General features: G+C 39.1%; 12 protein-coding genes. 9 read left to right on the top strand and 3 right to left on the bottom strand.

Translation table 11 applies throughout. From position 1 onward, the window contains the following. Window positions 1–32 precede the first annotated feature (32 nt). The gene (locus D8805_RS07760; RefSeq protein ID WP_125416629.1) at window positions 33–371 is read right to left on the bottom strand and encodes a helix-turn-helix domain-containing protein; all 339 of its coding nucleotides are present in this window, start codon (window positions 369–371) and stop codon (window positions 33–35) included. A gap of 132 nt (window positions 372–503) precedes the next feature. Here D8805_RS07760 and D8805_RS07755 point away from each other — a divergent pair, with 132 nt between their 5' ends. Next, window positions 504–3,191, top strand: coding sequence for an SEC10/PgrA surface exclusion domain-containing protein (locus D8805_RS07755; protein ID WP_125416631.1), 2,688 nt, complete (start codon window positions 504–506; stop codon window positions 3,189–3,191). Window positions 3,192–3,240: 49 nt separating this feature from the next. After that, complete coding sequence (locus tag D8805_RS07750) at window positions 3,241–3,861, top strand: hypothetical protein (RefSeq protein ID WP_125416627.1); 621 nt, start codon at window positions 3,241–3,243, stop codon at window positions 3,859–3,861. Window positions 3,862–4,417: 556 nt separating this feature from the next. Here the strand turns inward: D8805_RS07750 and D8805_RS07745 are convergent. Beyond that, entirely contained in the window at window positions 4,418–5,428 is a 1,011-nt protein-coding gene (locus tag D8805_RS07745; protein WP_185774587.1) for an IS30 family transposase, read from the bottom strand. A 484-nt stretch (window positions 5,429–5,912) separates the two neighbouring features. Between D8805_RS07745 and D8805_RS07740 the strand changes: the two genes are divergently transcribed. The 7 genes from D8805_RS07740 (at window position 5,913) to D8805_RS07705 (ending at window position 13,208) form a co-directional block, all read left to right on the top strand. Next, entirely contained in the window at window positions 5,913–7,217 is a 1,305-nt protein-coding gene (locus D8805_RS07740) for a phosphoribosyltransferase-like protein (protein ID WP_125416623.1), read from the top strand. A 291-nt stretch (window positions 7,218–7,508) separates the two neighbouring features. Next, window positions 7,509–8,522, top strand: coding sequence for a retron St85 family RNA-directed DNA polymerase (locus tag D8805_RS07735; protein WP_125416621.1), 1,014 nt, complete (start codon window positions 7,509–7,511; stop codon window positions 8,520–8,522). Between the two features lie 764 nt (window positions 8,523–9,286). Then, the gene (locus tag D8805_RS07725) at window positions 9,287–10,252 is read left to right on the top strand and encodes a hypothetical protein (protein ID WP_125416619.1); all 966 of its coding nucleotides are present in this window, start codon (window positions 9,287–9,289) and stop codon (window positions 10,250–10,252) included. Window positions 10,253–10,457: 205 nt separating this feature from the next. After that, window positions 10,458–11,144 (top strand): XRE family transcriptional regulator, encoded by a 687-nt coding sequence (locus D8805_RS07720; RefSeq protein ID WP_125416617.1) that lies wholly within the window; start codon window positions 10,458–10,460, stop codon window positions 11,142–11,144. Between the two features lie 3 nt (window positions 11,145–11,147). Next, a complete protein-coding gene (locus tag D8805_RS07715; RefSeq protein ID WP_125416615.1) occupies window positions 11,148–12,563 on the top strand; it encodes a Y-family DNA polymerase in 1,416 nt (471 codons plus the stop codon). Beyond that, window positions 12,560–12,922, top strand: coding sequence for a hypothetical protein (locus D8805_RS07710; protein WP_061418042.1), 363 nt, complete (start codon window positions 12,560–12,562; stop codon window positions 12,920–12,922). The genes D8805_RS07715 and D8805_RS07710 overlap by 4 nt, the downstream gene beginning before the upstream one ends. Continuing rightward, window positions 12,915–13,208, top strand: coding sequence for a DUF5960 family protein (locus tag D8805_RS07705; RefSeq protein ID WP_061418039.1), 294 nt, complete (start codon window positions 12,915–12,917; stop codon window positions 13,206–13,208). Before D8805_RS07710 ends, D8805_RS07705 begins: the two co-directional genes overlap by 8 nt. Before the next feature lie 359 nt (window positions 13,209–13,567). Here the strand turns inward: D8805_RS07705 and D8805_RS07695 are convergent, their stop codons facing one another. Beyond that, window positions 13,568–19,876 carry an alpha-L-fucosidase gene (locus D8805_RS07695; RefSeq protein WP_125416613.1) on the bottom strand — a complete coding sequence of 2,103 codons (6,309 nt, stop codon included), beginning with the start codon at window positions 19,874–19,876 and terminating at the stop codon, window positions 13,568–13,570. Window positions 19,877–20,131: the final 255 nt, after the last annotated feature.

Raw genomic sequence — 20,131 nt, 5'->3', positions numbered from 1 at the left:
GAATTTTTTGTTGATATTTATAAAATGATTTTCTATTTTATATTTTTTACAATCTCATTAAATGAAGATATAATTTTTCCTTGCTTATCTTTGGGTAATTTTGTTAAGTTTTCAAAAAGTATTTCTGAAGAATCTTCTCGATCTGATTCATATGATTGTAGATTAAAGAACTCCTCGACCGTTAGATTTAGGGCTTTGATTACGGATTCAAGAGTTTTTATCTTAAAATCATACTTCATGTTCTCTATATTTTGAATCGCTTTAACACCTAGCCCAGCGATTTCAGATAATTTTTCTTGACTTAATCCCTGTGCTTTTCTACACTCACGTATGCGAAATGCGATATGCTTTTGTAATTTATTATATTCCATGTTATATACCATTGTACTATCTGTTTTCTCTAAAAATAAGTATAATAAACTATCCAAAAACGAGAAAAGTATGGTAAAATAGTACTATATTTTAATAAAATGCATAGGGCATTGTACAAAAGGAGTTTATAAATGTCAAAAGCTACGGAAAATAGTCAAAGTACTACTAAAAAATTGTATACAGGTGCGGTTATTTCGGCCCTCGCAACTGCAAGTCTTGTCGGCACAATCGGTACTGCTCACGCAAGTGAAGTCAAACAACCACTTCCAACTGATGCCAAAACCGAGCCAGCCTTGGTAGAAAAAGAAGCACCTAAGAAAGTGGTAGTGAAAACTCCTACAAAGGAAGAAGTTGCTGAACTTGGTGCTACTGCTAAACAAACCCAAGAAGATGCAGACAAAGCAAAAGAAGTCTTGGATCAAGCGAATGAAAAGTCTGATAAAGCAGAAAAGACAGTCACAGACTTGAAACAAGATGTCGCAGATGCTCAAAAGATTGCGGATAAAGCAACACCTGAAGTTATTCAAGGTACCGAAACGAAAGTCAAAACTGCTAAAGCAAATGTTCCAACTGCTGAACAAGCGGTATCTTCTGCTCAAAAAGCGCAAGACGATGCCGATCGCAATGTCGCTATTCAAGGCAAAACTGTTGGTACTAAGCAAGCTGAAGTAACCCAAGCTGAAACTGGTGTAGCTGATGCTAAAGTAGAAGTGAAAAGTGCTGAGGACGCTTTGGATGGTCTTGGTCTTGCAGAAGCTAAAGAAGCGCAAGATAAAGCTATTAAGGAAGAAAGCGAAAGCAAACAAGCGCAAGCAGATGCTCAAACTGCTCTTAATGAAGCTAAGAAGTTGGATGGTGAGCTTGCTGACCAACTAAATCAAGCCGAAAAGACCGTTAAGACTGCTACAAAAGATGTAGAAGCTAAAGAAACAGAAGCTAAAGATGCAAAAGCTAACCTTGACAGTGCAACTGCTACTTATAACCAAGCGGTATCTAAACTTGACACTCTTCAAGATAGCTCTAAGAAACAAACGATTACCCTCTCCCCAGCTTTCATTCAAGCAGTGAAAGAGAACATGGCTTATAACGACCAAGATACTTCTTCTTGGACTGATGAACAGCGTAATAAACGCACTATGGAGCTATACAACAAAATTGTAAACGCTCAAGTAGAACACAAGAAACTGAACAAATACGTTCCAAGTAAAGCAGACCAAGCAGACGAAACTCGTTATGATGTTAACAATCTCCCACAAGAGATTAAAGACGAGTTGAACTACTTCGTAGCAGACCTCATCAACCAAATGCGCCGTCAGCTTGGACTTCCAGATGTGGTTCTTTCAAAAACTTCTCTTGAATTTGCAGATAAGGTTGCGAAAGAGTATGTGAAAGCTGACTTCTCTAAAGCGATGAAAGATGCGTACCGTTCTCGCGGTGGTGTTGGACACTATGCTATTGGTGTCAATAAGGTTGCCAAAGAATACGGTATGCCTACAACGGACACAGAGGAAGAGAACAAAGGTAGTCAATACTACGAGAATACTGTAACGACTTATACTTATCACCACTTTGATGATGCTGATGGTGTTTACCGTATGACTCTTGGAGAGATGAAAGAGAAGTTGTACGATGACCTTGTTATGTTGATTTCAACTAAGGGTGACTATGCACACACTCAGGGTATCCTTCAGTTCGACTCTGCGCATGAAACTATCTACTTTGGTGGGGTTGCTCAGAGCAAAACTAATGAGCTTTATACAACTCACTTCTTGACTGCTATTCGTGGTTCTTATCTCGACAATTCTACATGGGATAAGAAGCCTATTGCAAACTCACTCAGCGATGAAGCGATTGAGCATAAGTTGAGTGAAGCTCGTCAAGCACTTGCTGATGCTATGACTGCACGTGATAATGCACAAGCAACTTTTGAAGCGAAAGAAAAAGCTGAGTCAGATGCTAAACTTGCTCTTACAAATGCACAAGCTACTTTGACTGCCTTGAAGAATGGCGAAAGCCCACTTGCAAACGCACAAAAGGCTTTTGATGAAGCGAAAGAACGTCATGATAAAGCTGTGGTTGCACTTTCTAATGCAAATGCCCTCGTCAACAACTTGACTGCTTCAAAAGCTACAAAAGAGGAAACTCTTACAAATGCGCAAGCAAAACTTAAAGACGCTGAGAAAGCTCTTAAAACTGCACAAGAAGCACTTAAAGCAGAAGAAGATAAGATGGCAGAACTTGAAGCGATCGCTTCAAATAAAGCCCAAGCGGTATCTACTGCTAAGAAAGCACTTCAAGCTACCAAAGATGAAGTTAAACAAGCCGAAAAAGAGCTTGCAGACCTTAAAGGTGCGAAAGCTCGCTTGAATGAAGTAAAAGCAGAACTTGAAAAAGCAGAACTTGAACTCAAAGCAGTTTACAAAGTACAAAACAAAGCCAAAGTAGATTACGAAGTGAAGAGCCTTGCAGCAGACCGAGCGAAAATTGCTTACGAAACTGCCAAAGCCAAGTATGAAGAAGCCGAAACAAAACGCTTGGTAGCTCTTGCAGAAACCAAACGTAAAGAGCTTGAAAAAGCTGGTTATAAACCAGTGCCAGTGGTAGATAACAAGGGTAATGTGGTTGATTACAAAGCAGAGAAAGTAACGGTAGGAACTAAAGAAGATAAAACATATCAAGCTCCTGCAAAAGCTATAAATGCAAAAGCAGAACCTAAGAAACAACTTCCAAATACAGGAACAAAAGAATCGAATCTCCTCGCATTGCTTGGAGCAAGTCTTGGACTGCTAGCTTTGGTAGGAAAACGAAAATTTAGATAGCAAGAAAGAGGGGTTCCCCCTCTTTTTAATAAATGAAAGGATCTATGATATGAGAACTCCTAAAAAATACTCAGATTTACTTAAACGAAAAGAACTCACTAATGCTATTATTGCAGAATGTATATACTCTGTAAACAAGCGAGCTAAAAACTATCGTGACAAGATAAAAGAATATAAAAACGCAAGATATCATTTACATCAGCAAAATAACATTGAAAATGCTGAAGAAAATATGGAAAAATACTATGATATGAAAGAAAAACTATTGAGTAAATATAAACCAACAATGATTCATAAGCAATTTATAGGAGAGAAAAAACAACGAGTCTATAGTTATGAAAAAAATTATGAAAAGCTATATAACGAAAAAAGAAATGCTATAGTTTGGGAAAATAGTTACTATGACTATGGCACGAACAAGGAAATTGAATTTTTTGATTATAGTTTAGGTAAGAAAGAATATCTTTATTTTTTGTATTATGAAGTAGGTGAATATAGTTTTCATTCTCCAATTGATGAAAAAAGAGCAAAAAATTCTCAATTAGAAATCAAAGAGATAGATGAAGACTTTCAAACTCGTGGAGCAGATATTGTAGATTTACTTTCAAAACAATTTGTACAAAAAGTAATAGATTTGTTGGAAAGTGGAGAGTATACATTGCTGGGCTAAGAAAAAGTTATTCATCAAACATGTATAGTGATAAATTAAAAGAGAGCGCTATGCTCTCTTTTCTATTGTGTTGTTCTAATATGTAAAAATTTTATATAAGGGAAACTTTTTGATATTCTGGTTCGATTTTTGCTTATTTTTTATGAAAGTTTACCTTATTTTGATGAAATTGATTGAAATTAGTTGAAATTTTATGTTTTGAAAACTTATGAAAACGTTGATTTTAAAGCACTTTGAAATTAGATGAAATAAGTGGTGCCCCAACCAGGTCTTAAGAAAGCTCGTAAAGCTTCACAATTCTCAAAACGTTAATCAATACGATTATATCAACGTTTACAGACATTCAAGAATTTACTCTTGGATGTCTTTTTTGTTCCAAAAAATCAAGAATTTCCCTGAGTTTTCCCTGAATTCATTTGAACATCTATAAAAGTAGATTTCTGGATTATCTGAACTATTTAATGATTTTTATTGATATTGATGAGTAATTTTATTATTTTTCCCAATTGTCAAGTCAAGTGCAACAAAGTTGTTCCTCTGATTAAGTGAGTACCTTTCAAGCTGTTTGAGTTAGCTCAAACAGCTTTTTTGCGGACTGATAGCCATGAATTCGTCTAGGTCTTTCATTGATAGCCTTTGTATATTCCTCTAAAATTAGTTCTTTTAACGAACATCCCTTCGGAATAAACTCTCTTAGTAGTCCATTGAAATTCTCATTTGTACCTCGTTCATAAGATGAATAGGCATGTGCAAAATAAACATCTAAGCCCTCTATCTTACTCAATGATGAAAATTCGTTTCCATTATCTGCAGTGATGGACTTAATGGGATAAAGTTTCATACACTCTAAGACTGCTTGATTGACATACTCTGCTTTCTTTTCCACAAGTTTCTTTGGGACAGCATAACGTGTTTGTCGTTCTACCAAGGTCAGAATAGAAGGTTCTCCTATTGTCTTTCTACCCAGAACAGAATCGATTTCCCAATCTCCAAAACGGGAACGATTATTGATTTCTTCTGGTCTTTCTTCAATTGACTTTCCTAGATGTTTCTTGTTAGAGGGGCGCTTGGTAAATTTCTTACGGATCCGCACTGCTCTTGGCAAATCAATGACCTTAATCTCTAACAATCCTTGATGGATATAGTTATAGAGCGTTTTGGTTGAAGGCACAACTGCATCTACATGTTGGATTTTATAGGTATGAACAAAGGTATCCACGCTATTCATCCTTGGTTTCTCTCTCATTGCTTCTGTAAATTCTCTCAGAAAGTCATCCGATACACAATCCAGTTTCAGATAATAGCTAGTTTCTCTAGCATGACGATAACGGTTATGAGCAGCATCTGCATAATAGCGTTGGTAATAGACCTTCTGCCTATTTGCTTTTTTCACTTGTGTTATGGAACCACGATTAATTTCACGAGTAATAGTAGAGCGATTTCTCCCTAGTCTACGAGCAATCTCAGCAGGTTTGAGTCCTACGATTAAATAAGCTTCAATTTCCCCTCGCTCAGCTTCAGATAAGTGTTTGTATGATTGATTTGTGGTAGAATAATTAGTGGACATGTTCATCTTCCTTTATACTGTTTTTCGCAACTCTAGTATATCAGATGAACATGTCTTTTGTGTTGCACTTCATTTTACAACAGGGCAATGATTAAAATAATGCTTGAACAGCACTTGTTCAAAAGTTTTAAATTGCTACTTTGGAAATCAGATGACAAAAAACGCATTTCATAAGGTTACTGAATGATGGCTTAGTTAAAAACTTATTTATAACTGTATTTTTTCAATGCTTCTGTATATGCATCGCTATCCTTTTAATAGTAGTTATGTTTCAAACATGGAATATATACCATTCAATTAAGGGGATCAAATAAATAGGGAGGCTAGTTAGAAATATTGGAGAGTACGATAATATTTTTATAGGAGTTTTAAAATAATGAACCGAGTTTGCGAATGAAATATGATAAAATAGAATTGTTGATGTATTAGTTAATTTATAAAAAAATAGAATATATTACGCTAAAATCCGAATGGAGGTTTTCCATTGAGTAATAGTGAAGAATTCAATCTACTAGTTCAAAAATTCTATAGTAGGAATCATATTAAGGACCATGAAGAAAAATACATAAAAGGTTTTAGACGTCGGTTAGGTCGTTTTTTATCCCAGTTAGATGATGGTTCGGAAGTAAAACAAATTGTTTTGGATTGTATCAAAGATAATTATAAATATTATTCCAAAGCAGAAATATTGACTGTCTTAAAGAAGTTTCATGAAAGTTTAGTAGCGCAACTGTCATGTAGAGGAATTAATTTTAGTGAATGTCATTTTTCTAGTATTTTGAATAAAGAAACATATAAACATAATAGTTCTAATGCTATACTTAATCTATACATAGATATAAATGAACTACCTAATCATGCTTATTATGAATTCACTGATATTTTAGATCTAGAGTATGGAAGGGCTAAGTTTTTGGAAAAAAAAGATGGGAAGTTTAGTCATTATGACGATAGATTTTATAGATTGGAATCTGAAAGGCTGAAAGTTGAATGGAAGAGTAGATTAAGTAATAAGAAATATTTGATTTTAATTGACGATTATACAGGTTCTGGTAAAACGATTATTGACTTTATAAAATTGATAAAGAATTATGTAGGTGATGATATTAGACTTATTATTTATTGTATCCATGCAACAAAAGTATCTAAGAATACTGTTAATGAATTCTTAAGTGTAGAAGGTCTAAATGGACAGATAGAATCTTATGAGGAATCAGATATGTACTTTGCTAATGCTTATGAAAAACAAAATATTATAAAATCATTTGGAAAGTTTCGCAATCCTTTAGGTTATGAGGAAACCGAATCGGTATTAACGACTTACAGAAATACCCCTAATAATACATTAGAGTTATTTTGGAATGATAATCTTATAGACAATGGTTGGCGTTCCCTATTTCCGAGAGATAAAAAGAATGAGGGAAGTTATAAATTTATGAGTGATTGGGTTAAGGAACGTAATAAACTCCAGTGGTTTATGACTTATAAGGAAATCCCGGAAGCGATTAGAGACCAAACGGTTGTACTTCTGTATGTTAAAAATAATAACAGACAAAGATCAAATATTGTAGAAATTGAACTTTCACAAATTATTTGCTATACTGATAGTGTAATGCAGGAATGTCAAGACAAGAATCTGATTGAACTTGTTGATAACACATACAAACTTTCTGAACAAGGATTGGATTTTTTAAAACAATTAAAACTCAATGAAGTCACTTTCCAAAGAATAAAAAAAGATTTTATGGAGATTGGTGAACAGAAAGAACTGCCTCCTTTACGTCTATAAGTTAGAGTGTCTGATAAGCGAGTCGCTTAATCTAAGAAAAAAAGTTTTCAAAAGTCAGTCGTTAATTAATAAATTAATTAACGAGTGAAATTTTCGTTTGAAAATTATCACTAGGACAGTATCGCTTTGCGGGGGTCCGCAGCTATTACTGTCCTACAGGAAAATACTTAATTAAACTGCACCGACAAAACACCTGTTTTTGGTTATGAAGAATGAGTTTCTTTAGTGTTTTGCGGCACAGTCTAATTAAGGTTATGTTAGTTGTAGTAACTTGGATTAGAGAGGAAAGGTATGAGTCAGTCAGAGGAGTCAAAAATGCTTGATATTCCTGTTTTTTGTGATTTGGAAGAATTAAGAGAAAAAATTGGTACTAATAAAAAATTTTTTTATAGAGTATTGTATTCAGATGACAAATTGTACAAAGAAATAACCATTCCAAAGAGAAATGGTGGTAGCAGAGTTTTAAATGTTCCTAACACTGCTTTAAAGGGGATGCAGAGATGGATTTTAGATAATATTTTATATAAAGTACAGTCAGATCCTAGTGCTACTGGTTTCATTCCTATGAAATCTATCGTTTTAAATGCTTCTACTCATCTAAAGAAAAAATACATCCTTAAAATGGATATTAGAGATTTTTTTCCGAGTATTGATTTTCATAAAGTGAGAAGTCTATTTTTTGAACTGGGATACAATAAGGATGTTGCAACTGCTTTAGCAAATATTTGTGTATTTCGAGGACAGTTACCCCAAGGATCTCCTACCAGTCCCTATTTGGCGAATTTAGTTTGTCGAGATCTAGATAAAAGAATATATAATCTTTGTAGAAAATATAAATTATCTTACACGAGATATGCTGACGATATAACTATCTCTGGGAATAGTAAAATATTCTGGATAAAAGGTATTGTAGAAGAAATAATTTGTAGTTATCAATTTTCTTTAAATAATGAGAAGACGATTTTTCTAAAGCCTGGTGATAGGAAGAGAGTGACAGGGATTATAGTAAATGAAAAATTGTCTGTACCGAGGTCAGTCACTAGAAATTTAAGAAAAGAGATTTACTTTATCAAGAAATTTGGTTTGGAAGAACATTTAGATAAAAACAGTTTTGCTGGAAGTAAGGAGCAATATATAGCACATCTATATGGGGTGGCGAGCTATATAAAAATGGTTGAACTTACTAAAGGGATATTTTTTATAAATCAGTTGAATTCAATTTTTAGTGGGAATGAGCAATTAGAAACCGGAAAGAACTTACATATAGAATTTGCTTCAATTGACTGGACAATCTTTGATGAATGAAAAACTAAAAAATGGAAGATGGAAATATATTACATCGGGTATCATTTTTGATAAAATAGGAAATAGTGGGATGAATCAGTTGTTCTTATTTTTCCATTAAAATCTATTCCAAAAGGATATGACCAGGTATTGTGTGGAAAAGAAAATTGAGAATCATTTAATCGATAAAGGTATTCTGATATTAAACTACTATTTACATCGTTTCGTAGGAAGATAAATTACCTTATTTAATTAAACTTATTCAAATTTTTCAAATTATCAAAGTTTAGAAAGTGTGTTTAGAATTATTATAGTACGATTTTGATAGTTATTGAAATTTCTATCTGTCAAACCAGGTCTTAAGAAAGCTCGTAAAGCATCACAATTTAGTAAACGTTAATTCGAGAGAATTACTATACTTACAGAGAGCACCTTTCGGGGTGTTCTTTTTTATATTTTCATACTAAATTGGTGCAATTGACACAGTTGTTGCGACTTTAGTCGCTTACAAATGTGGCTGCAATCTGACAAAGTCAGTTGCCTCAAAACGTTAATCAATACGATTATATCAACGTTTACAAGCACTTCATGGTTCACACCATGGGGTGTTTTTTGTTTTTCTCGTCTTCTCATAGTATTGCTCATGTGGTATAATGAGACAAGGGATGCTCCTCGTTTTAGACGAGTTTATGGAATTCAGGATAAGTTAGCAGGTGAGACGAGTATTTCTGTCAGTCTCCTATACACCTGTTAACAACTGTCCAAAATCAAAAGGAGATTGTAGATTGGTTTTATTAGTATTAGGGATTTTGGTTTTGCTCATTCTAATCTTAAAACGAAAACTGAAAACTGCTAAAAAATCTGAAGGAAACGCCAAGAAAAGAAATTGGCTATTAATAGGTTGCTTATCCATAGTGATCCCAATGGTAATCTTCACAGTGTTCAGTCCAATTTTTGCTCTAATGGATATGTGGGGTCTGTTTGCCCATGCAAGTCGAACTGAGCTTGAGCAAGCTGTGCATCGTTCTTATCAAAATTACGGTCTTACAGGACAGTTTGAGTTAGAAAAATACGAGAAAAACTATACAAGCGTGGGAGGATTTATAATCCATGGTAGCTACAGTGAAAATATAGCCGGAAAAACCTATCAGGTTAAAACTCGATTTAAATACTATACTCGCTTTTCGGAAAATAAAACATATAGAAAGACAGATGCAGAGGTTGATTACAAGAATTATAAAAAAATTTATGATGTTTTCCCAGAATTAGCCTATTTAGGTATTGAGGTTAGTCCAGGCACCAGCGAATTTTTAAAAACACTGGACAGTTCAATCAAAGATCCCAAACTGCCTGATTTGAAGTATCAAGGTATTGGTTTTGAATTTAATCGTCAATCTGACAATATCTATCTTTATAATGAAATATTAGAGGAAAATCAAAGCAAGGGTCAAGCTCTGCAAGGAATGTATCCAATGGATGCTCAATATCTTTTCCAAAAAGAGATTTTTATACCAACATTTGAATTTCAGTATTTCGTTCCAAAAGAAAAAAGAGATCTCTTGTATGATGACTATCTAAAAGAGCTTGAAAGGCTCATGAAGGAATTTTTTGCCAACCAACCCCTACCCCGCGGTCTTTATGCTGTCAAAATTGCTAAGTATAAAGAGGATAAACTTGTCAGTGATAGTGGTGTATACTATGTGAGGATTGATAATCGTCAAGTTGTAAAGCTGTTGCAAAAATTAGAGTAGGAGTTGCTAGGTATAGTCCAGTTTTTTGTTCAGAATCTCCAGGTGCAGTTGTTAAAATTTGATTTTCCCAGTGGACAATCGTTCGCTTTTTTTATATAATAAAACTAAACCGAATTGGTTGAGTGTTGAAAGTGTAAGCTCAACCGTCGATTTGTCTTTCTAAGGGATATAATGTCCATTAAAGCGTCACACTAGGAGGTGAATCATGTATCAACCAGAAAAACTCAAGGCTCGGAGAAAAGAGTTAAAATTGACACAGAAGGAAATTGCAGACCAGTTGGGGATTAGTTTTCAGGCTTATTCAGCCTGGGAACGTGGCATTAAGGAGCCTTCTAAAGAGAAGGTTGCTCAGCTAGAGAAGATTTTAAAAGTCGCAAAAGGGTATTTCACCCAAATCGAAATTGTCCGTCTTTACGATAGTCTTTCCAAGCAAGGAAAGGAAAAGGTTGTTCTCTATGCTCGCAACCTAGCTCAAGAGGAACAAGCCCAGAAGGTTACGGCTATGCCAGAGCGTCTCTACGAGTACCGTGTCTATGAACGCATGTCAGCAGGGATCGGGGCTTCGGTCTACGATGATCAGAATTTTGATACGGTCTACTTTAACGAGGAGTTGGCCCATGATTTTGCGTCCTGGGTGTCTGGGGACTCTATGGAACCTAAATATCAAAATGGTTCGGTAGCTCTGATTCGAGAGACGGGATTTGACTATGATGGGGCGGTTTATGCAGTGGTTTGTAACAACCAGACCTATATCAAACGGGTTTATCGGGAGAAAGATGGCTTGCGTCTAGTATCGATCAATCCTAAGTACAAGGACATTTTCATCTCTTATGAGGAAGATCCTCGGATTGTGGGGATTATCGTTGGGAATTTTGTGCCGATGGAGGGTTAGCCTATGGGTTACTTTGATTATTCCAGAGAGCCCAAAAGTGATATTGCCTTTGTCGATATGAAATCTTTCTATGCCAGTGTCGAGTGTGTGAAAAGAGGCTTGCATCCGCTGAAGACCTCGCTTTGTGTCATGAGTCGCGCGGATAATTCTACTGGTCTTATCCTAGCTTCCTCTCCCATGTTCAAGAAGATTTTTGGTAAGTCCAATGTTGGCCGGGCCTATGATCTGCCTTTTGATATCAAAACGCGCAAATTTTCTTATTACAATGCTCGAAAGCAAGGCTTGCCTACTGACTCAGACTATGTTCGCTACATCGAAGATTGGGCTCAAGTCACCTTGATTGTCCCTCCTCGGATGGACGAGTACATCGCAGTCAATATGGAAATCCAGCGAATCTTTCAAAATTATGGCAGTCCAGATGATATTTATCCCTACTCTATTGATGAAGGTTTTATCGATCTGACTAGTTCGCTCAACTATTTCATCCCAGGCAAGAGTCTCTCTCGCAGAGACAAGCTGGATATGCTTTCTGCTCGTATACAGAGGGATATTTGGAGGCAGACAGGGATCTACTCTACGGTGGGTATGTCCAATGCCAATCCCTTACTGGCCAAGTTGGCTCTGGATAATGAGGCCAAGCACACTCCGACCATGAGGGCCAACTGGTCTTACCAGGATGTGGAAGAGAAGGTTTGGGCCATTCCCAAGATGACGGACTTTTGGGGGATTGGCAGACGGATGGAGAAACGCTTGCATGCTCTGGGGATTTTTTCCATCAGAGAATTGGCCACCAGTAATCCAGACCAGCTACAGAAAGCTCTAGGTCAGGCTGGCCTGCGTTTGTGGTTTCATGCTAACGGGATTGATGAGAGCAATGTTCACAGGCCCTATAAAGCCAAGTCTCAGGGATTAGGCAATTCTCAAATCTTGCCGAGAGACTACGTGAAGCTACGGGATATCGAAATTATTCTTCGAGAAATGGCGGAGCAGGTGGCTATTAGGCTGAGAAGGGCGGGCAAGAAAACAACCCTTGTCTCTATCTATGTTGGTTTCTCTAAGCAGGAGGTCAGGTCGTCTATTCACACACAAATGAAGGTCGAACCGACCAATAATACAGCTGTCTTAACGGATTATGTTTTGAAGCTATTTCATAACAAATACACTTCTGGAGCGGTCAGAAGTGTCGGAGTCAACTATTCAGGATTTGTGGACGAGCCCTTTGGCTTGATCTCTCTCTTCGATGATGTTGACAAGTTAGAAAAAGAAGAAAGGCTCCAGACGGCTATTGATGCCATTCGGGAACAATTTGGTTTTACCTCCCTTTTAAAGGCCAATGCACTGGAAGAAGCCTCTAGGAGTCTTGCCAGAAGCAAGCTGATTGGGGGACATTCTGCTGGAGGATTAGATGGACTAAAATGATTGATCGTTCTTATTTACCCTTTCAATCTGCGCGTGACTATCAAGATCCAGGGATGCAGAAGTGGATGGGCTTTTTCCTCTCAGAGCATACTAGTTCACTCGGTGAAGAGAAAAATCGGGTTGCTTTTTCGACGAGTTTGAATTCCGTTGAGAAGCTACTCTTGCTTTCACAGCTTTATGTCGGGCAACTAAAGGGATGCTTTGTTGTCAAGGGAAAGAAACAGAAAGCCACTATCGTCGGCGAGGTGAGCGAATTATCATCTCAAACTCTATCTATTAGGACCAATGAGGGCTATAGGCTGGTAGAGCTAGCAGATGTCCTCGAAATTCGACTGTGGGAGGAGGGAGTTTATGACTAGAAAAGAGTTGTATGAAAACAAACTGCAGATGGATTATTTTTCAGAAGCCTATATTCGTTTTGAAGAGGATTTTCAAAAATACTCTGCCATGAATGTGCCACTGACTTTTTTGATCGATGACATTCTACGCACCATGGCGATGAATCAGAAAAACTACTTTGTCTTAAACAAGGAAAATGCCAAGGATGGGCGGGAGCATCGCTTTTACTTTAGGGTGGTGACAGAAAAAGAGTGCCCCAGAAATCGAACCTATGCATACGCTGGACTCAAAAATAGTAGTCAGTGACTAGGTGTGGAAGAGGGAAGTTTGATTTAGGAAAGATGGCTTGTGAACGTCAGAAAATCTCATGGTATTGGAATTCGAAACACCATCCTATATCTGTGGAGTTTTTGCAGAACTTATGATGGTAGTTCTGATGAGATAAGACCAGGGGCACTCTCTTTTTTAGATGAGCGTTTATTTGAAAACGTGGTTGGATTTGAGAACACCTATTCTCAATGATCATCTTACTTTATAGATTCATACCAAAACATCCATGTGTATTTGTGGATGTTTTTTTATTTTATAGATAGAAAAAGAGAAGACCAAATGGTCTTCTCAACGGGGGAACTGAATAATTAGAAAGAATCAATCAAAGAGGGTTATTAGTCTTTGAAATTCTTTTGGAAGATGAGGAGAGATAAGATAGAAGTAATGGCTGCCAAGAAGAGGAAGGCAGTTGTTTCTTGTTCCCCAGTTGCAGGGAGTTCTCTTTCCTTGTCTTCTTTGATTGTAGCTGTAACAGGAGCTTTTTCATCTTTTGATGGTGAATTGTCTGTTACGGCTGGAGCAGGTTTTTCAGTCTCTCTTGGTAGAACATACTCAGGAAGAGTCACAACTGGTGGTGCCTCTGTTCCAACTGAGCTTTGTTTGCTACCTACCTCAATCACTCGATCTTGAGCTGGGGTTGCTTCTGTTTGGAGAACCTTACGATTGTCGCCGTCCACTTCAACATACTCAACTAAGAGACCGTCTTTTCCTTCTGATAGAACTTGCTCTTTTCCTTTGTCTAATTGTGGGTTTTCGCGACGGATAGTCTTGAACGGTACTACCTTATTGACGATTTCCAAGCTTGGAAGTGTAAAGACAAGGTCTTTAACCCCTTCCTCAGGACTTGAAGAAGTAATTGGTTTCTCAGGCTCAGCAGGTTTTTCAGGCTGAGCCGGTTTCTCAGGTTGAGCAGGTTTTTCAGGCTCAGCTGGTTTTTCAGGCTCAGCTGGTTTTTCAGGCTCAGCTGGTTTTTCAGGCTCAGCTGGTTTTTCAGGTTCAGCTGGTTTTTCAGGTTCAGCTGGTTTTTCCGGTTGCGCCGGATTTTCCGGTTGCGCCGGATTTTCCGGTTGCGCCGGTTTTTCCGGTTGAGTAGGTTTTTCAGGCTGAACTGGCTTTTCAGGCTGAGCTGGTTTTTCAGGCTCAGCCGGATTTTCCGGTTGCGCCGGTTTCTCAGGTTGAGTAGGTTTCTCAGGTTGAGCAGGCTTTTCCGGTTGCGCCGGTTTTTCAGGCTCAGCCGGTTTTTCCGGTTGCGCCGGTTTTTCTGGTTGAGCAGGCTTTTCAGGCTGAGCTGGACTTTCCGGTTGCGCCGGTTTTTCAGGCTCAGCAGGCTTTTCAGGCTGAACTGGTTTCTCAGGCTGCGCTGGTTTCTCAGGCTGAGCAGGCTTTTCAGGTTGAACTGGAGTTTCCGGTTGCGCCGGTTTTTCCGGTTGAGCAGGTTTTTCCGGTTGAACTGGATTCTCAGGTTGAGTTGGTTGTTCCGGTTGCGCTGGCTTTTCAGGCTGAGCCGGAGTTTCCGGTTGAGTTGGTTTTTCAGGCTGAGCTGGCTTTTCAGGCTGAGCAGGTTTTTCCGGTTGAACTGGATTCTCAGGTTGAGTCGGATTTTCAGGCTGAACTGGTTTTTCAGGTTCAGCAGGTTTCTCAGGCTGAGCCGCTTCGAGTTTGTTGATTTGTTCGAGAGCGGTTTCTAGTGCTTGATTGACTGCTTCCTGAGTTTTAGCTTCTTGGATTGCAGCAATGGCTTGGTCAGCAATTTCTAATAATTTCTTTTTAGCTTCCTTGTTGGATCCAAGCTCAGCGACTTTTTTCTCGATAGCTTTTGTCAAGCTGTCCATAGCCTTATCGTACTCAATTTCCGGTTGTTTTGGTTCAGCTGGTTGCTCAGGCTGGTCAGGTTTCTCAGGTTCTTCTGGCTGTTCCGGTTGCTCTGGACTAGGCTCCTCTTGGCCTCTTTGATAGTTCTCATCCTTGGATAGGATATCTTGTAGGGCACTGACCGTCAACATGACATCTTGAACATCCACTGCATCAGCACTGAGTTGGTTTCTCAATTTTTCTAGATTTGCTTGGAAAGCTTGGCGTGCAGTAGCCGTATTTTTCAAGCCTGCTGGATCAAAGTTGGACAGATCGTCTTTCCATTTAGAGATAGACTGGATGATATCTGCCTTGCTGTAGAGTTCGCTACCTTCGCCACGAGTGATAAATTGGTCCACTTGAATACCGATATTTTGAGACAAATCGTTTCGATCAGGATCTAGTTGAAGGGTGACTGCGTGCAAGTTTTCGTCCAGACCTTTTAGGCTAACCAGAGTTTGATTGCCTTGGCGTTGGGCTGCACGACCGCTAAAGTATTTCTTACCATCAATAGTTGAAGCATTTCCCATGCCATCTTGGTAAGGAACTTCTTTGCCATCTAGGAAGACTTTGTAGATACCATGATTTGGATCGACATAGCCCTTGATATCAAGTCCAGTACCGTAGAAGTAGGCTGTGACAGTTGTCTTTTTCTTTTGCTCATCAGTTAAGCGACCAAAGGAAGCCCAAGACTCCGTTTTTTGGTACTTGTCTGCCGAATTGGTTTCATGGTGCCAGCCAGAACTATAATCCAACTGACTAGCTTGGTCATCATAGCTTGTTTGGTCCTTGATCAGCAATTCGGCTTTCATCACTTGGATGGTTGCATCGGTAGCGAAACCGAGCAGGGCACCATCAGTGACAGAAGTGAGCTTGGCTTTGAAGTCAAAGACAGAGTCGGCTTGTTCTGTAAAGTCAATCGTTGGGATGGTAACAGTCTTTTCTGTTTCTCCGTCTTTAAAGGTCACATCTTGAGTTGTATCTTGGTAAACTTTACCGTGAACTCCAGTTCCAGGTTCTGTGATGAAGCGAACAGTAGCAGCTCCCTTGCTTCCACCAACACGTTTAATCTTAACAGTGACGGGTTTTCCTTTTTCGACTTCGTAGTTAGTAGACTCGAGTTCAAACATCCCTTTGCTATCATTGTTTAGGGTGTAGATTCCTTCTGTAGCAATTGGTTCGCCTGTTTTGTTTACAAGAGTAATAGTATGTTGGCCAGGTGCTAAATCGCCTGTCTCGAAGACTTTTTGGCTACGTTTACGGCTAGCATTCTTAGTTTGGACATCGGCAACCTTTTGACCATCAACGTAGACGGACATTTCTCCATGACCTGGATCGACCGTAGAGACGACATAGGCCTTGGTTCCTGTGAAGGTATAGCTTACTTTGGCATCTTTTTTGTTGGTCCACATAGAAGTGCCACGAACACCTTCAGATTCATTGTACCAAGTTGTTCCAGCTGTATCCGCAGTTGTGTTTGAGTGGTATTCAAGTCCAAGAGGGTAACCATCTGTCTTTTCAATGCTGCTTGGTGTCTTGTAGACTGAGAGGTTGGTCAAGATTGGAGTTGCTTGAGCACCAGTGATGGTTACACGAATTTTTTGTGCCTCTACAGGCTTGCCTTGAATCAAGCGACGGTAACCAACGGTCGAACCTTCACCGTAAGTCACCCAGCGTCCGTTGATTTCGACTTCAATCTTGAAACCAGAGATACGTTGACCTTTGGCGATATCTTCCTTGAGTTCAACGACGTCAAAGCGTCTCTTTTGGCCCAAATCGACTGTAAAGCTACCAGTTGTGGCATCATTTGAGAGCGCCCAGCTGGTGTCATCTTTACCGTCTGTGAGGTGGCTTTCTTTGTAGAGGTGGTTTTGACGAGTAGAACTTGCTGTTACAGTGGCACCTTTGGCAAAGTCAGTGGCATACATTTGGTCTAGGGTTGCTTTGAACTCCTTCAAGCGAGCCACATCTGCATCGGCGAATTTTCCTTCTTTATTTGGTGGAATATTGAGAAGGAGTGGCGTTCCACGACCAACGGACTTGAAGTAGATGTCCATCAACTCTTTGAGTGATTTTGGCTGTTGGTTGTCATGATAGAACCAGCCTGAACGGATCGAAACGTCAGCTTCCCCTACAGAGTACATATCACCATCTGGGTCACCATGGTTGAGGTATTCGTTTTTCACATCGTCTGTGATGTTGGCTCTTTTAACTTTATGCCATACAGGGTCCCCTGCGATTCCCCGTTCATTTCCGATCCAGCGAACGCTTGTCGGTTGAGCAGAGAAGATAGCAATATCTCCTTCAGCTTCTTTGATGTATTTGAACCATTCATCAAAGGTATAGGTTACTTTTTGGGCACCGCTACCACGCGCACCGTCCATCCAAACCTCGATAAACTTCCCTTTATTACCGTATTTCGGATTACCAAGGATTTCTTTCAGTTGGTTGAGGTAGTATTGGTTGTATTCTTTTTCAGTTGCAACATGGTATTTTGGATGGTTGGCATCCCATGGTGACAAGTAAACACCCATATTCATGTCATACTTGCTAGCAGACTTGGAAACTTCTTCGAGAAGGTCACCCTTTCCATCTTTCCATGGGCTAGCAGCTACGGTATGATTCGTATACTTAGAAGGGTAAGCAACGAAACCGTCGTGGTGTTTAACAACCATAATGGTTCGTTTGAAGCCAGTTTCCTTCAGGGTGCGAATCCATTGGTCTGTATCCAAGTTGGTTGGATTGAAGTATCGGGGGTCTTCTTTCCCATTTCCCCATTCAGAATTGGTATAAGTGTTCATTCCGTAGTGGATGAAGGCTGCCAATTCTTCCTTGTGGTAATCGAGTTGAGCCTTGCTTGGAAGAGGTCCATGATTGCCAATCTCAGTTTCTTTATCTTCTGGATGAGCGACTGGTGGAATCGGTGTTGTTGGATTAGCTGTATCAGCGACTGGCTCGTATTCAAAGACGACCTCATTCACTCCTTTTTGCTGGATAGTTGCTTCCAAACTAGCTTTTACTGGACGGTAGCCAGCAATGTCTTTTGCATGGAAGGTGTTGACAAAGGAAACATCATACTCTTGACCGTCATTGTTATCAACTGTCGTTTCCGCTAGTTCAGTAGTTGTTCCTTTTTGACGGTAGTAAACTTTGAAGGAACCTTTATTGACTTTATAGACTACCTTGATGACACGGGTTCCAGGAGCTGTCTTGCTAACGACATTGTGGTTCCACTCATCTTTTAGTTGCTTCTGAATCTCAACTCCATCAATGGAAACAATCTGGTATTTTTCTAGATTTTGCTTGTAGAATTCGGTTGGAGTGATTGCTTTCTTGAAATCATAGTCAAAGCCAGTTCCCACTTCTGTTTTATCTAAGAAAGTATCATTTTCTTTGACTGTATTGCCTGCTTCATCCACGTGCTGGATAACGACACGTCCGTAATCAATTCCCTTGACTAGAGTAGCGACACCGCTCTCATCAAAGGAGTACTGATTTTCTCCGATGACAGCTGTCTTATTTCTGAGCATTTCACCTTCGGGTGTAAAGTAGTAGCGTTTGCCATTATCACCTTGATACCAGCCCTTGACACCATATTTGTCAATAATATCTTTGACCCATTTGAGTTGTTCAGGAGAGAGGACAAGTCCGCCACCAAAGCGGTCTTTCTCAGGGACACCGTTGTCAACAGTTCCGTGTTGGTGTACGCCGATGACTTTTCCATCACCATTGATAATTCCACCACCAGATAAACCAGACACAGAAGTTGTTTGATAAGTGATGCCAGTAGCTCCTTTGTCATCATAAGGATCAACGGATTTTACCTTGCCGTCAGCTTTATAGAGTTGTCCAGCTACGATAGGCTGTTTGAGTTCTTTTGAGCTTGAGTCAGTTGGATAACCAATCGTGCTGACAGGGTCCCCTGCTTTGTAAGTCTTATGCTCAGCGAGTGGTACAAAAGTTGCTGCTTTATTTGGGCTTGCAATTTGTACAGGGACAGGTGCAACAACTGCTGCCAAGTCATTCTGATATCCTTTGCTAAACTCTTCTTTATTCCAGAAGTGGATATCTTTCTCTTGAAAGAGCGTGGTATTTCCTGAATTTGGCTGAGAATTCTTAACGGGAGCGTTGGATCCTAGATTGTAATAGAAGCGCGCAGAATCTCCGCCGCGAACATGGCCTTCTTTATCTAAAAAGTTATGAGCAACTGTCAAGAAAACGTTAGGCGCAACAAAAATACCAGACCCAGAAACGATGTATCGTTGAGCTCCACCATTATAAATGCTGTAGACCATAGTGGCAGCAGTTGCGGGTTGTCCCTCGTAGTTGATATGTTTGAGGTCTTGTCCACCGTTAATGATGGCACGGTTTCCGTTCTCAGTTTCCTTTGGAGCTTCTTCCTTCTCCTTTAGAATGCTCTTAGTTTCTACTTTTGGACTAGCTTTCTGGTCAACGATAGTCTTTGTGTCGAGTTCTTTGACAGGTGTGTCTGGATAGGCACGGTCCTGAATGTCTTCAGGGAGCAAGTCAGCACTGTTGGTATCGGCGGCAGGTGTTTCTTGTTTTTCAGTTTCTACACGACCTTCTTCTTTGACTGGCTCAGCCTTGTTCTCTTCTATATCTACGACTTGTTTGATTTGCTGATCTAAATTGGATGTCGTGGCAGGAGACGTTTCGTCTGCACGCACGGATCCAGAAGCAAAAAATGCCAGTCCCACGATGACAGAGGCCACACCTACAGTCAACTTTCGAATACTAAACGTTTGCCCTTTTTCAAAAAGGTATCGATTCATAATATACTCCTAGTTTTTAGAAAGGCAGTCAGCTACTGCCAGAGCCCAAGTCTGACTTGGTTACAACTTGATTTAAGGATAAAAACTCTCTGATAATTTGTAAGCCACCTTACCTCCTGCGCATAAAGCGCTTTCATTTTAAGATAAAAAAATTTAAAAGGTCATTTCTCCCTTAAAATGACTAAAAATTTTTAATATAACAAATATACTAAATTAATGAAAGAATTGCAATAGCAAAAAGCAAAAAAATAAATA

Source organism: Streptococcus oralis subsp. dentisani, from assembly GCF_003944205.1.
In the GTDB taxonomy this organism is placed as follows: Bacteria; Bacillota; Bacilli; order Lactobacillales; family Streptococcaceae; genus Streptococcus; species Streptococcus oralis_BH.
The sequence above is the reverse complement of the archived record's forward strand: the minus strand, read 5'-3'. Positions and strand labels throughout refer to the sequence as shown.

Excerpts from the sequence above, each read along its gene's own strand:
- D8805_RS07760 (WP_125416629.1), bottom strand. The coding sequence starts at position 371 with ATGGAATATAATAAATTACAAAAGCATATCGCATTTCGCATACGTGAG.
- D8805_RS07710 (WP_061418042.1), top strand. The coding sequence starts at position 12,560 with ATGATTGATCGTTCTTATTTACCCTTTCAATCTGCGCGTGACTATCAA.
- D8805_RS07715 (WP_125416615.1), top strand. The coding sequence starts at position 11,148 with ATGGGTTACTTTGATTATTCCAGAGAGCCCAAAAGTGATATTGCCTTT.
- D8805_RS07720 (WP_125416617.1), top strand. The coding sequence starts at position 10,458 with ATGTATCAACCAGAAAAACTCAAGGCTCGGAGAAAAGAGTTAAAATTG.
- D8805_RS07745 (WP_185774587.1), bottom strand. The coding sequence starts at position 5,428 with ATGTCCACTAATTATTCTACCACAAATCAATCATACAAACACTTATCT.
- D8805_RS07750 (WP_125416627.1), top strand. The coding sequence starts at position 3,241 with ATGAGAACTCCTAAAAAATACTCAGATTTACTTAAACGAAAAGAACTC.
- D8805_RS07735 (WP_125416621.1), top strand. The coding sequence starts at position 7,509 with ATGAGTCAGTCAGAGGAGTCAAAAATGCTTGATATTCCTGTTTTTTGT.
- D8805_RS07695 (WP_125416613.1), bottom strand. The coding sequence starts at position 19,876 with ATGAATCGATACCTTTTTGAAAAAGGGCAAACGTTTAGTATTCGAAAG.
- D8805_RS07755 (WP_125416631.1), top strand. The coding sequence starts at position 504 with ATGTCAAAAGCTACGGAAAATAGTCAAAGTACTACTAAAAAATTGTAT.
- D8805_RS07705 (WP_061418039.1), top strand. The coding sequence starts at position 12,915 with ATGACTAGAAAAGAGTTGTATGAAAACAAACTGCAGATGGATTATTTT.